Here is a 13,245-nt window from a genome sequence, read left to right as displayed (position 1 = left end):
CCGGCCGGCTTCCGCCCGTCAGCCCGCGCGGGCGACGGTGCGGAAGCCGGTGTTGCTGCTGGCCGAGTCCGCGCTGTTGGAGGTGCGCGCCGAAAGCCGGTAGCGGTTGCAATAGGAGTCGTGGCAGAGGAAGGACCCGCCGCGCATGACCCGCCCGCGCCCGATGCTGGGCCCGGCCGGGTCGGCGTCGGGCGAATTGCGGTAGTACTTGGGCAGGAACCAGTCGGCGCACCATTCCCACACGTTGCCGCTGACCTCGTGCAGCCCGAAGCCGTTGGGCGGAAAGGACGTGACAGGGGCGGTGCCCAGGAAACCGTCACCGAGCGTGTTGCGCGTGGGGAATTCGCCTTGCCAGATGTTGCACAGGTGTTCCCCGTCCGGACCGTGCAGCTCGTCGCCCCACGGGTAGCGCCGGGATTCGAGACCGCCGCGGGCAGCGTATTCCCATTGGGCCTCGGTGGGCAGGGAACGGCCCGCCCAGGCGCAGTAGGCCTGGGCGTCGTTCCACGAGACCTGGACCACCGGATGGTCGGCGGCGTCCCGCCAGCTGGATTCGGCCCCGTGCGGATGGGCCCAGTCGGCCCCGCGCACCGTGAGCCACCAGCCGGCACCCTCGGCGCTGCCCACGATATCCCGCTTCGGCGCCCTGACCAGCAGGTGGAACACCGCGGAGTACCCGTAAACCTCCGACTCGGTGCGGTACCCGGTGGCCTCCACGAACCGGGCGAACTCGGTGTTGGTCACCGTGGTGGCATCAATCGCGAAGGGGGAAAGCCGAACGGCATGCACCGGGACCTCGCCGTCCTGCGCGTAGCCCTCGTCGAAGGCATCCCCCATGGCAAAGCGCCCGCCGGCCAGCGCCACCTCCTGCACCGTCCGCGGGCCGTCGTCGAGCATGCCGGAGGGCACGGCCGGGTCCGCGGCGGGGGCAGCGGCTCCCGCGGTGGCAGGACGCGGACGGTCGGCGGGGTGGCAGCAGGACACGGCGGTTCTCCTCGGGCTTCGGGCTTTGTTCAAGGGTAGCGGAGGCACACCGCCCGGACTCCGCCGCCGGCGGGGACCGGCTACCGCACGCGGAATACGTCGATGCGCACGCCGGTCGCCAGGCGCTCGCCGACGCCCAGGAACAGCGTGCGGTTCATCCAGGCGTGCGGCCCGGAGTCGTCGGCCGAGAGGCCGGGCACGCAGCGGAAGTAGACGCGGGAGGGATCGACGGTTTCGCCTGCCATCATGCGTTCCAGGTCGGCGGGGTCCGCAGTGCGCATAGCCCGGTTTTCCACCAGGATCCGCTGGCCGTCGTCCAGTTCCAGGACGTAGTTGGCTTCCAGGAACGCGAGGTCGGGCGCCGGGTAGCGCTGGAAGTCGGCCCCGGCATCGAGCACCTTCCCGGACAGGCCCGGGCCGGCCACCGTCCCGCCGCGGATCGGGGCCACCCGGCGGATGCCCTGGGCGGTGGTGCCGATGTCGATGGTCGGGGAGACCTCGACGTCGATGGTAGCCACGAAGTCGAGTACGGGCGGGGTTGGGGTCTGGGTCACGGAGGGTCCTTTCGGAAGTCCAGGGAAATTTCCCCCACTATACGTGCTCGACATGTTGCCACCGACTCACTTCGAGGCTTGCGCCACCATCTCGTACCGCTCTGCCTGCGCGGTTCCTGGCACATGAATTTTCTTTATCCGCGCATCAATAAGTTTCACTGTTCCAGTGACGCAGGTCTCGCCTAGGGTTGAATTATTGATAAAGTCAACGATTGGTTGGATAAATGAATCACCCCATGTCAAGGCACTTCGAACAGGCGGAAGTCCTTCGCAGCTGGGCCCATGTCGAGACCGTCCTGGCTCGGGTGGAGGCCGACCTTGGATTGATCCCCCGTGCCACCGCAGAGTCGATCGCCAACACCGCGCGGTCCGATTGGGTCGACGTCGAGGCCTGGGAACGCGAACACGAGCGTGTCGGGCACCCACTGGTCGCATTCATCAACGTTTTCGTCCGCGCATGCGGCGAACCGGCCGAACGCTACTTCCACTGGGGAGCAACCAGCCAAGACATCATGGACACCGCGTTGGTCCTGCAACTGCAGAAGGCCGGCGAGTTGATGCTCAGGGATCTGGACCGATTGATCGATGGCCTGAGCGAACTGGCTACGAAGCACGCGGCCACCTACATGGCCACCAGGACCAACGGCCAGTATGCACTTCCGGGGACGCTTGGCCTTCGTTTCGCGCGCTGGGCGGCCGAGCTGGCCCGCGCAGAAGAACGTCTTCGCTGCGTCCATCGCCGAAGCCACCTGGGACAGTTCTACGGGGCGTCCGGAACGTTGGCCTCGCTGGGCGAACACGGTCCGGCCGTCCAACGCGGCCTGGCCGAATCGTTGGGCTTGGAACTGCCCCCGGTCAACTGGCATGCGTCCCGCGACGCCATGGTGGAGCTTGGCACGGCCACCGGCATCCTCGCCCAGTCGATCCGGAATGTCGCAGATGGCCTGTTTCACATGCAGCGTTCGGAAGTGGCCGAGATCCACGAAGCGCACGCCGAAGGGCAGATCGGCAGCAGCACCATGCCGCACAAGCGAAATCCATTTGCCACCATGAAGATCTCGGCCACGGCCCAAACTGCGTTGTCGGCGGCCAGCGACCTGCTTCGCATGCCGGCTCCCGACGGCGACCGCGACGCCGGCAACCTCATGTTCGAGGGCGAGGCCCTGGAACGCTGCTACATCTCAACGCACGAGGCTCTGGAGGGACTCATCGATCTTCTCCCCCGGCTGGTGGTCGACGTTCACCAGCTTGAACGAAACCTGGAAACGGCGGGTTCCGCGTCTTCCTCCGAATCCGTCATGATGCGACTGGCCAACCACGTTGGCCGGCACAAGGCCCACTCCATCGTCCATGCGGCAGTGACCGACTCCGTCGCCGGCAACCGCGCTCTCGTCGATGTCCTCATGGAGGATGCGCGGGTATCCGAGCATGTCGACCGCATAGACCTGGAGCACCTGCTTTCCACACGGAACTACGCGGGAAGAGCCGAAGAGCTCACCCACCACACCATCGCCCACCTTAAAACAGGAAAGGTCAGTTGACATGCTGTTAATGCCAACCCGCAAGAAGTCCCTGGCACTCGGTGCCACCGCCATGGCGGTAGCACTCGCCCTGACCGGCTGCGGCGGTGGCGGCAACGCCGCCGGCGCTGCACCCGACACCACCTTGGACATCGCCATCTCTTCCCCTCCCACCGGCCTGGATCCAGCCTCCTCACCCAACGGGGACGTCAACCGGTGGAGCATCGACCCCGCATATGCAGCGCTGCTCACCCTCGACGCCGACGGCAACCCTGCGGCCGGGCTGGCCGAAAAGTGGGGCTACGAGGGCGAAGGAAACACGGACTTCAGCCTGACGCTCCGGGAAGGCCTGAAGTTTGCCGATGGCTCCGCACTCACCGCCAAGGAAGCCGTCGCTTCCATGCGGCGCTTCCTGGACCACAACCAGGGTCCCGTGGTCGCGTATTTCCGGGGCATGGAGTTCACCGCAATTGACGATCTCACCATTCGCGTCACCTCGGAGGAGCCCAACCCGTTGATGCCGCTGCTTTTCACCCCCAAGTACATGATGGGTTTGATCATCAGTCCCGCAGGTCTCGAGAAGCCCGATGCCATCGAAACCACGACGTTCGGAGCCGGACCCTACAAGCTGGACCAGAACGAGACGGTTCCCGGGGACACCTACGTCTACGTCCCGAACGAGAACTACTACTCGCCCCAGGACGTGAACTTCGAGAAGGTCGTTGTCCGGGTCATCGCCGACAAGAAGTCCCAACTGCAGGCCCTGAAGTCGGGCCAGGTCGACGTCATGGAGGGATCGGCATCGGTTGCCCCCTCTGCGGAAACCGACGACGCCCTCACCGTCGTCAACCGGCCCGGCATGTGGAACGGGTTCTACCTGACGGACCGCGAAGGCGTGCAGGTTCCGGCGCTTGCCTCAAAGCAGGTGCGACAGGCATTGAACTACGCCATCGACCGCGAGGGCATCGTTGCCGCTGCATACTCCGGCTATGGCAAGCCGACCTCGGTGCCCATCGTTCCCGGCGGCCCGACTTCCGGCTACGATCCGGCGCTCGAGGAAACCTACTCCTACGATCAGGCGAAGGCCAAGGCGCTGCTCGAGGAGGCCGGCTACGCCGACGGATTCGCCATGGACGCCCTGTACAAGTCCTTCGACCCCGCGGCAACGCGCATGGTCGAGATCCTCTCCGCCCAACTCGGCGAAATCGGCGTCACCCTGAACCTGAAGCCGACCTCGAGCATGCAGGAATGGATCGGGGAACTCAACGGCAAGAACTACGAGGCCGTGAGCCACGGGACGCACGCCAGGCCGCTATTCCTCGATGCCCAGTTCGGTTTCACCGAGCGTGCGGTCATGAATCCCTACGGCGTCGCGGACGCGGAGATCGAGTCGGGCTTCCGGAAGCTCCAGTCGGCGACCCCGGAAAACCAGGCATCCACGGCCACGGAACTGCTGCGCACCCTGACGGAAGACGCGGTCGCCCTGCCCGTGGTGCAAGTGGACTTCATCTACATCCACGACGCAGGCCTGGAAGGCATCGGGTTCCTGGGCGACGCCCCGGACATCTCCCCCGTCACCAACTGGTCACCGGCCGGGGAATAGCCACACGACACCATGTTGAAACTCGTAATTCATCGTCTCCTCATCTCGATTCCGGTCCTCGTGGTCGTCTCGGTGATCACGTTCGTCCTGCAATCGTTTCTCCCGGGAGACCAGGCCCAGGCCAGGCTCGGCGTTCACGCGACCCCGGACCAGCTGGACGCCTTAAGGTCGGAACTCAACCTCGATGAGCCCCTTCCGGTCCAATACTGGCTGTACATGAGCAAGCTCGTGCAGGGAGACATGGGAAATTCGGTCTTCACGGGCGTGTCCGTTTCGGACAGCATCGCCGACCGGCTGCCTGTCACCTTGTCACTCCTGGTCGGTGCGACGCTGGTGGCGGCCCTCGCCGGTGTCGTCCTGGGTATATTCAGCTCGATCGGGCCTCGGTTCCTGCGTCGTCTCGTGGATGTGGTTTCGCTGGTCGGTGCGGCCCTGCCCAACTTCTGGGTGGCACTTGTCCTCGTGGCGATCTTCGCGATCAGCCTCAACCTGGTGCCGGCCACCGGCTACGTCCGACCGACCGAATCCGTCGGCGGCTGGATCAGCACGCTGGCGCTGCCTGTTGTGGCGCTCTCGCTCACCGGTATCGCCTCGATCGCCAAGGTCACCCGCGACAACATGATGAACAACTTGTCCAAGGACTTCATTCGGACCCTGCGTGCCGGCGGCATCCCCGAAAAGTCGCTGGTGTTCCGCCATGCACTCAAGAATTCCGGGATGTCCGTCTCCACGATCACCGGCATCACCTTCATCAACACCCTTTCGGCGACGGTGGTCATCGAGAGCGTTTTCGGCCTTCCGGGGCTGGGTTCGTTGATCGTGGCCGCCACCAACCAGGCGGACATCGTCGTCGTTCAGGGCATTGTTCTCGTCTATACGTTGATCGCCGTTGCCGTCAACCTGCTCGTCGATCTCACCTACGGGCTCTTCAATCCAAAGGCCATGAATCCATGAGCACCATCAAGCCAAAGATCCGCACGGGAAGCCTGCTTCCGCGCATCGTCTCCCGTCCGCTGCTGTGGACGTCCATCGCCGTCATCGGTCTGGTCTCGTTCGTTGTCCTCTTCGCCGATTTGCTGCCGCTGGCCGATCCCCTGCAGCAGAACCTCACCCGCGGCATGGAGCCGCCTTCCGGTGAGTTCCTTCTTGGTACAGACAGCCTCGGCCGCGATATCCTCAGCCGGCTCGCCTTCGGCGGCCGCCCCGCCTTGACCGGCACCCTGGTCGCTGTGCTCACCTACGCACTGGTCGGATCGACGTTGGGCGTGGCCGCAGGCTACCTGGGCCGCAAGACCGACCGTGTCATCGGTTGGGTTGTTGACATCCTCATGGCACTGCCCGGCGTCATCGTGGTGCTGGTGGTGCTGGCCGTCTTCAGCCAGAACCTGAGCCTGGCGATGTTCACCCTTGGCCTGATGGCCTCGGGCAAGCTTATCCGCATTGTCCGTGCGGCGTGCATCGAGATCCGCCAGGAACTCTACGTATCCGCGGCGGTCGTATCGGGCCTGGATCCAATCCGGATCATGACCCGCCACATCCTGCCCGCGCTCTTCGGGCCGATCCTGATCCAGCTTTCACTCTTCGCAGGTGTCGCGCTCACCGTCCAGACCGGCTTGGGCTACCTGGGACTGGCCAGCCGGCCCCCGGTGCCAACCTGGGGCGCCCTGGTCGGCGAGGCAGCAGAAATCATGCAGCAACAGCCCACCATGCTCTACATCACCGGCGGAATGATTGCGCTGCTGACCCTTTCCTTCGGGTTGCTGGGTGACGGCCTGCGCGACGTGGTGATGGATTCGCGGCGCCAGCCGGGCGCCACCCACCAGCCGAGGGCTGTCGCGGAGAACCGCCCGCAGACGACCCCGCGCCCCGACTCAGAGGACGACGTGCTGGTGGTCAAGGACTACTCAGTCGGCGTCCGGGGCGGACAGGCCATCGTGGACCGGATCGGGTTCTCGGTGCGACGCGGCGAGGTCGTGGGTCTTGTCGGGGAGTCCGGAAGCGGCAAGACCATGACGGCGCTGTCCTTGCTGCGTCTTCTGCCCAACAACGTCGAGGTCACCTCGGGATCCGCCCGGCTTGACGGGCGCGAACTCACGCAACTGTCCAACGCGGACATGCGTGCACTTCGCGGCACCGGAATCGGACTGATCTCCCAGGAACCGATGGTTGCACTGGACCCGGTTTTCAACGTCGGCTCGCAGCTGACCGAGATCCTGGCCGCACAGCACGGCGGGCGCCCCCGGAAATACCGAAAGCGCGCCCTGGAACTACTCGAGCAGACCCGGATACCCCGCGCAAAGGACGTCCTGGGCAAGTACCCGCACGAGCTTTCGGGCGGCATGGCCCAACGTGTCGTGATCGCTATGGCCCTGGCCGGCTCGCCGCGGGTGTTGCTGGCCGACGAACCAACCACCGCATTGGATGTCACTGTGCAGGCCAGCATCCTGGACCTGTTCAGGATGCTCCGGGAGGAGACCGGCACGGCGATCCTCATTGTCACCCACGACCTGGGCGTCGTTGCCGATCTGTGCGACCAGGTCGTGGTGATGGCCGACGGCCGGATCGTAGAACACGGAGACGTCGACACCATTTTCCACGCGCCAACCTCCGACTACACCGCGGAGCTGATTCGGAGCACACCCAGCCTTCTAGGAACGGCAGTCCATGATGCATGACCAACCTGTCCAGCCAATCCTCGCCGTCGACAACCTGTGTGTCGACTACCGGACGAAGCGACGACGCGGCATGGTCCGCATCGTCCACGATGTCTCCTTCACCATCGCCCCGGGCGAGACCCTGGCACTCGTGGGAGAGTCCGGGTCCGGAAAAAGCACCATCGGCAAGGCGATTCTCGGCTTGGAGCCGGTTGCGGCCGGCTCCGTCCACCTCGAGGGCCTGCCCATCCACAACCTCCCACCCAAGGGGCGGCGGGCGTTGGCGACCAAGCTGCAGGTGATCTTCCAGAACCCGTACGGTTCACTCAATCCTGCATTGACCATCGGCCAAATCCTGGCCGAACCGCTCTTGGCCTCCGGCGCGTTTTCCGCCCACGAGGCCCAATCTCGGATCTCGACCCTGCTGGAGCGCGTAAATCTTCCCGGTGACGCCTCGGAGCGCTACCCCGCCCAGTTCAGCGGCGGGCAACGGCAGCGCGTCGCCATCGCGCGCGCCCTGGCACTCGAACCGGCGGTCATCATCTGTGACGAACCAACAAGTGCGCTGGATGTAACGACCCAGTCAAGGATTCTGGAACTCATGACCGAACTGCGCGAGTCCATTGGCGTCGCGTACCTGTTCATCTCACACGACCTTGCCGTCGTCCGGGATTTTGCCGACCGCACCGCGGTGCTGCAGCAGGGAAGGATTGTCGAGACCGGCGAGAGCAGATCGCTGTGCGATTCGCCCACCCATCCCTACACGCGTAACCTGGTTGCCTCCGCGCCCGTTCCCGACCCCAGGCTCCAGCGACAGCGCCGCCTGGAGCGCATGTCCGCCACCGGTTAGGCCCAACCCCGGGTGAACCGCATAGAATACGCAAGCGTGCCCGTTCCCATGGGCACGCATGCGTATTCCATGCAACCATCCGAGGGGAGTTCGCCCGTGGACCTACGTCAGGTCGAGTATTTTCTTGCCGTCGCGCGGACCCGAAGCTTCACCGATGCAGCAGGCGAGCTTTTTGTATCCCAACCTGCGGTGTCACACGCCGTGCGCCGGCTCGAGTCCGAGTTGGGGGTCCGGCTCCTTGAGAGAACCTCAACCGGGGTGAACCTCAGCGATGCGGGCCGGCTCTTCCAGGATCGGGCGCAGCGGATCCTCGCCGAGGTGGAGCAGACGCAAACGGCCATGCGTGCCCATCTTTCCCCGGCAATGGAGAATATCCGCATCGGCGTCCCCCCGATGATGGGTCCGGAGGTGATTCCGGAATTGATGATGCTGGATCGGTCCGAAACCACTTTCGACGTCTCGATCGTTGAAACCGGTTCGGTGGCGATCGCTGAAAAGATCCTGGCCCAGGAACTGGATCTTGGTCTGGTGGTTCGCGGTACCTTCGACGCCCGGTTCGAATTCAATCCTTTGGGTTTCGTCACGGTGAACCTCGGCGTGGCCCCGTCCCATCCTTTCGCCCAGCTCGAATCCGTGCATTTCAGCCAGTTGGAAGCCGAACCGCTCGTCCTCATGGATTCGTCGTCCCTGATCCGGGAGATCATCCTGGCGCGTTTCGCGGCCGTCGGGATTGAACCCAACATCCTGCTGGAGTCCAAGCAACTGTTCACCACGGCCCGGCTTGTCGCCGCCGGGTTGGGAACCTCTTTCTTTTCCGCCACGGCCGCGCCGCACCTGCCGGGGATCACTATGGTGCCGGTAGTGCCTGCCGTCCAGCCACCCGTGGGCATACTACGCCGTCGGGCCGCGGTGAACACGCCGGCCCAAGACATCATCCTAGAGCTCATCCGACGGCACTTCACCCCGTTGCCCGGCACGGGCCCGGCCGCACGGTAGCTGCCAGATGGCCGGCGGCAACGGGATCCGGCCGGCTGGTTCCTTCCCAAGTCGACAAAGCACCCTCCATTCCGCTCGCCAGGGCCGGAGGGTGCTTTGCGGTGGTGTTCGCGCCTAGTTCGGCTCGATGGTGATGATTGCCGGGCCCGCGTGGGCCGCGTCGGCTTTGGCGCCGGTGGCGGAGGTGACGGCGCGCGAGACGCAGCAATTCATCTTGGTGGAGAGCCGCTGCTGGCGTTCGGAGTAGAACACGTCGCGGTGGTCGATGGCCCCGGAGAGCGCGGTGATGCGCACCTCGCAAAGTCCGCATTCGCCCTTGCGGCAGTCGTACATCATTTCCGCCCCGGCGTCCTCGAGGGCCTCGAGCATCGAGCGGCCCTGCGGGACCACGACCTCCAGGTCAAGCTTGGGGACGCGCACAATGAATTCCTCGGGGTCGTACCAGCCGCTGTTGCCGAAGGTCTCGTAGCGCAGGTTCGGCAAATCCAGTTCGCGCTCGGCCCAGTTGCGGCGCACCGCATCCATCAGCCGGATGGGCCCGCACATGTACAGTTCGGTGTCCGCATCGGCGCGGCCCACCAGCTCGGGGACCCTCAGCGGGCTGCCCTCGTCGTCGACGTGCAGCTGCAGCCGTTCCCCGTGCAGTTCGGACAATTCGGCCAGGTAGGCCATCGCGCTGCGGGTTCGGCCCACGTACACCACGGTGTAGTCGGCCTTCAGCCGCCTGAGCACCGCGGCCATGTTGGCGATCGCGGTGATGCCGATGCCACCGGCGAGCAGGATGTAGCGCCGCGCGCCGACGCGCAGCGGGAAGTTCTGCAGCGGCTGGGTGATTTCCAGTTGCTGCCCGGGAACCAGCGAGTGCATGAAGATCGAGCCGCCGCGCGAGAGCGGGGCCTTCATCACGCTGATCACCAGACGGGTGCCGTCGTCGCTGGATTCGACCACCGAGTAGGAGCGCTTGGCCGCCTCCCCGTTGACCTGAACCATCAGGTCCACGTGCGAGCCCGGCTCGGCCTTCAGCGGCAGGGAGGGTATGAGCACGATGCGTGCAATGCCGTCGGCGACCGGAACCACCTGTTCGACGGTGGCCGATTGCCAGGTTTCAATGTTTGTTGCTGCCATGGTCCTTGTCCGTATCCCTTCGCAGTCCGTCCACCCCTAGGCGGAGACGGCCAGGCGTCCCTCGGCGGCCAGCATCGCCTCGAGGATGCGGCGCACCCACATGCCGCCCGAATCGATGTTCAGGTTGTAGAACTCGTAGTCCGGGTTGGCGTCGATGGCTGCCTGCTGGGCCATGAGCATTTCCTCGTCCTCGCCGAATACCCCGTGGACGCCGTCGCGCAGCTGGGTGGTGATCAGCTGGCTGTCCAGGCGGTAATTGCGCATGAAGGCCCAGAAGTAGTGGGAGGAGCGGTCGGTCTCCGGCGTGATGGTGTTCATGACGAATCCGTTGACGCCCTGGCTGCGGTCGCCCTCCGGGGCTCCGGTGCCGGCCTTGGCCACGCCCACGTCAATGTTGATGGTGGAGGGGGCCTCGAAGTTGATGATTTGCCAGCGGTCGACCTTGCCTTCGAAGTCGGGGAACTTGTCGCGCATGTTCTTCGCCCAGAACGGCGGGGCGTCGATATTGCGCATCCAGCGGGTGACCGTGACCTTGTTGCCCTCGCGGACGGTGACGAAGTCCGATTCACTCAGCTCCTCTTGCCCGATCGTGGAGGAGTGCACGAATTCCTCGTGGGTGAGGTCCATGAGGTTGTCCAGCACCAGCTGGAAGTTGCAGGCCGCGTGGATGGTGAGCCCGTCCCCCGCCCACTCGTCGCTGGACATCTGGTGCATGTCGGGTACCAGGTCCGGGTCGGCCAGGGTCGGATCTCCCAGCCAAACCCACACGTAGCGGTAGCGCTCCACGACCGGGAAGGAGGGAACGGTGGCCGAGGGGTTGATGGTTTCCTGGGCGGGCATCGAGACGCAGCGGCCGGCCGAGTTGTAGACGATCCCATGGTACGGGCACTGGATCCCGTCCTTGCCCACGGTCTTGCCCTTCGACAGCGGGGCCAGTCGGTGCCAGCAGGCATCGGCCAGCGCAACGGCCTTCCCGTCCTCGGTGCGGTAAAGCGCCACCGGGCGATTGGCAATGCGACGGGACATCGGCTTGCGCGTGACCTCGTGGTCCCAGCCGGCCACGTACCACGCGTTCAGCGGGTGTGGCAGGACCTTGTTGGTGGTGGAGCTGGTGGCGGAGACGACGGTCATGGGATTTTCCTTTCGATACGGTAGCTAACTACCTATCGACATAGTTAGTGGCGGTGGTCATAGACTAACTGCGGATATAGTGATTTGCAACACCCGCGTCCGAGGAAAGTTGCCATGAGTCTCCGTAACGCATTGTTTGCCCTGCTCGTCGTCGAACCGATGACCGGATACGACCTGCACAAGCAGTTCGAGTCCTCGGTCGGACATGTGTGGCATGCCCCCGACTCCCAGATCTATCCGGAACTCAAGCGCATGGAATCCGAGGGGTTGCTCGAGGGCGAGGAAATCCCCTGGGGCCCGCGCGGCAAGAAACGCCAGTACCATGTCACCGAGGCGGGCAAGGCGGCATTCAGGACCTGGATGAACACCCCTCTGGAATACGCGCGCACCCGCGACCCCGCGCACCTGAAGGCCGCCTACTTGGAATGGGCGGACCCGGAAGCAGCCAAGGAACAACTGCGCGTCCACATCGAGCACCACACCGGACTGCTGGAACAGTGGCGGGAGAAGATCACGGAGATAGAAGACGGCACCAGCGCCATGCTCAACCGGCGCCTGTCCAAGACTTCAGATGCGGACCGCGCGAAAACCAAGGCCTACAAGACATTCACCTACGAGGGACTCATCACTCAGGCCGAAGCCGAGATCGCCTGGGCGCGGCGCGGACTCAAGCTCGTCGATCGGCTCAACAGCGAGCAGTGACTCCCCTTGCCCCCAGCGGACTAACATCGCATGCCCTTGATGACGGCCAGAGCCCGTAGCCGGATGTCAACCTCGAGCACTGCGCCGTGCCGCCGCACCATCTCGGGCCATGGACAGTGGCCGGCATCCGGGATATACCTATGGGCATAGGCAATGACGTCGATCTGCCCCACGGGGCGCGGAAGGGGCTACACCGATGGCAACGGACCATTCCAGCATCACGGTCGGCGACCTGCTAGCCGGATTTTCCCTGGAAATGACGGGCAAGGACATCCCGGCACTCGAAGCTGCGTCACCCGCACTGCCGCCCAGAACCCCGGTCAACGTCACCTTTCTAGGCAACGAGGACTTGGAGATGCGGGTGGCGGCAGCCGCGGCCGTCAAGAAGGCCGGACTTCATCCCGTGCCGCACATTTCGGCCCGCAGGCTTTCATCCCACGCTGAACTTGACGGTTTCCTCAAGGCGCTGGGGCAAGTCGAGGCGGCAAGCCACGTCTTTGTTGTGGGAGGCGATCCGGCCGAGCCCCTCGGCCCCTTTCCCGATTCCCTGTCGCTGATCACCTCCGGCCGGCTCGAGGCATTCGGCGTGGAAAAGGTGTCGATCGCCGGCTATCCCGATGGCCACGCTGACATCGAGGCCAAATCCCTTTGGTCCGCACTCGAGGCCAAGAACGCAGCGTTGCGAGAGCAGGGCCTGCAGGGGGAAATCATCACCCAGTTCGGATTCGACACCGTTCCGGTGCTGGACTGGCTCACTGAGCTGCGTGGCCGTGGAATCACGCTGCCGGCGCGCATCGGAGTCCCGGGCCCCGCGGGAATCAAGCGTCTGCTGGGCTACGCACGAAGGTTCGGGGTGGTCTCCTCCGCCGGGGTCGCCAAGCGCTACGGGTTTTCGTTGGGCAATCTGCTCGGGACCGCCGGTCCCGAGCGCTTTATCGCCGATCTGGCACGGCACTATAATTCGGGAGTCCACGGTGAGGTCAAGCTGCATTTCTACACCTTCGGCGGCATCGAGACGACCGCGGACTGGGTCGCCGCACATCGCTGACGCCCAACAACATGCGACAACGGTGGCCCGCCGGGAAATCCCATTCCCGGCGGGCCACCGCCGTCATGTCATCTGCGT

Annotated in this window: 12 protein-coding genes; 8 read left to right on the top strand and 4 right to left on the bottom strand. The window is 64.8% G+C overall.

The genetic code is table 11. The annotated features are described in order from the left end of the window. Positions 1–18: 18 nt before the first annotated feature. Entirely contained in the window at positions 19–897 is an 879-nt protein-coding gene (locus OIU93_RS03395; protein WP_264268907.1) for a formylglycine-generating enzyme family protein, read from the bottom strand. A 167-nt stretch (positions 898–1,064) separates the two neighbouring features. After that, positions 1,065–1,538, bottom strand: a complete 474-nt coding sequence (locus OIU93_RS03390) for a DUF3237 family protein (RefSeq protein ID WP_264268673.1) — start codon at positions 1,536–1,538, stop codon at positions 1,065–1,067. 236 nt (positions 1,539–1,774) lie between these two features. On the opposite strand from OIU93_RS03390, the gene OIU93_RS03385 reads away from it, so the two are divergent. The 6 genes from OIU93_RS03385 (at position 1,775) to OIU93_RS03360 (ending at position 9,161) form a co-directional block, all read left to right on the top strand. Then, complete coding sequence (locus OIU93_RS03385) at positions 1,775–3,079, top strand: lyase family protein (RefSeq protein ID WP_264268672.1); 1,305 nt, start codon at positions 1,775–1,777, stop codon at positions 3,077–3,079. Between the two features lies 1 nt (position 3,080). Further along, entirely contained in the window at positions 3,081–4,661 is a 1,581-nt protein-coding gene (locus tag OIU93_RS03380; protein ID WP_264268671.1) for an ABC transporter substrate-binding protein, read from the top strand. Between the two features lie 12 nt (positions 4,662–4,673). Next, positions 4,674–5,615, top strand: coding sequence for an ABC transporter permease (locus OIU93_RS03375; protein ID WP_264268670.1), 942 nt, complete (start codon positions 4,674–4,676; stop codon positions 5,613–5,615). Continuing rightward, positions 5,612–7,336: a dipeptide/oligopeptide/nickel ABC transporter permease/ATP-binding protein gene (locus OIU93_RS03370; protein WP_264268669.1), complete on the top strand. Its 1,725-nt coding sequence runs from the start codon at positions 5,612–5,614 to the stop codon at positions 7,334–7,336. Before OIU93_RS03375 ends, OIU93_RS03370 begins: the two co-directional genes overlap by 4 nt. Continuing rightward, positions 7,326–8,165 (top strand): ABC transporter ATP-binding protein, encoded by an 840-nt coding sequence (locus OIU93_RS03365; protein WP_372342861.1) that lies wholly within the window; start codon positions 7,326–7,328, stop codon positions 8,163–8,165. Before OIU93_RS03370 ends, OIU93_RS03365 begins: the two co-directional genes overlap by 11 nt. A 96-nt stretch (positions 8,166–8,261) precedes the next feature. Further along, positions 8,262–9,161 carry a LysR family transcriptional regulator gene (locus OIU93_RS03360; protein WP_264268668.1) on the top strand — a complete coding sequence of 300 codons (900 nt, stop codon included), beginning with the start codon at positions 8,262–8,264 and terminating at the stop codon, positions 9,159–9,161. Positions 9,162–9,275: 114 nt separating this feature from the next. Here the strand turns inward: OIU93_RS03360 and OIU93_RS03355 are convergent, their stop codons facing one another. Both OIU93_RS03355 and OIU93_RS03350 read right to left on the bottom strand, forming a co-directional pair. Beyond that, on the bottom strand, positions 9,276–10,286 hold the full coding sequence (locus OIU93_RS03355; RefSeq protein WP_264268667.1) for a PDR/VanB family oxidoreductase: 1,011 nt from the start codon (positions 10,284–10,286) through the stop codon (positions 9,276–9,278). Positions 10,287–10,322: 36 nt separating this feature from the next. Continuing rightward, positions 10,323–11,417 (bottom strand): Rieske 2Fe-2S domain-containing protein, encoded by a 1,095-nt coding sequence (locus tag OIU93_RS03350; RefSeq protein ID WP_264268666.1) that lies wholly within the window; start codon positions 11,415–11,417, stop codon positions 10,323–10,325. A gap of 114 nt (positions 11,418–11,531) precedes the next feature. Between OIU93_RS03350 and OIU93_RS03345 the strand changes: the two genes are divergently transcribed. Both OIU93_RS03345 and OIU93_RS03340 read left to right on the top strand, forming a co-directional pair. Beyond that, on the top strand, positions 11,532–12,119 hold the full coding sequence (locus OIU93_RS03345) for a PadR family transcriptional regulator (protein ID WP_264268665.1): 588 nt from the start codon (positions 11,532–11,534) through the stop codon (positions 12,117–12,119). 196 nt (positions 12,120–12,315) lie between these two features. After that, complete coding sequence (locus OIU93_RS03340; RefSeq protein WP_264268664.1) at positions 12,316–13,167, top strand: methylenetetrahydrofolate reductase; 852 nt, start codon at positions 12,316–12,318, stop codon at positions 13,165–13,167. Positions 13,168–13,245: the final 78 nt, after the last annotated feature.

The sequence above is a fragment of the Paeniglutamicibacter sp. ZC-3 genome (assembly GCF_025847175.2).
Classification (GTDB): Bacteria; Actinomycetota; Actinomycetes; order Actinomycetales; family Micrococcaceae; genus Paeniglutamicibacter; species Paeniglutamicibacter sulfureus.
This window is presented reverse-complemented; position numbering and strand designations above follow the sequence as displayed.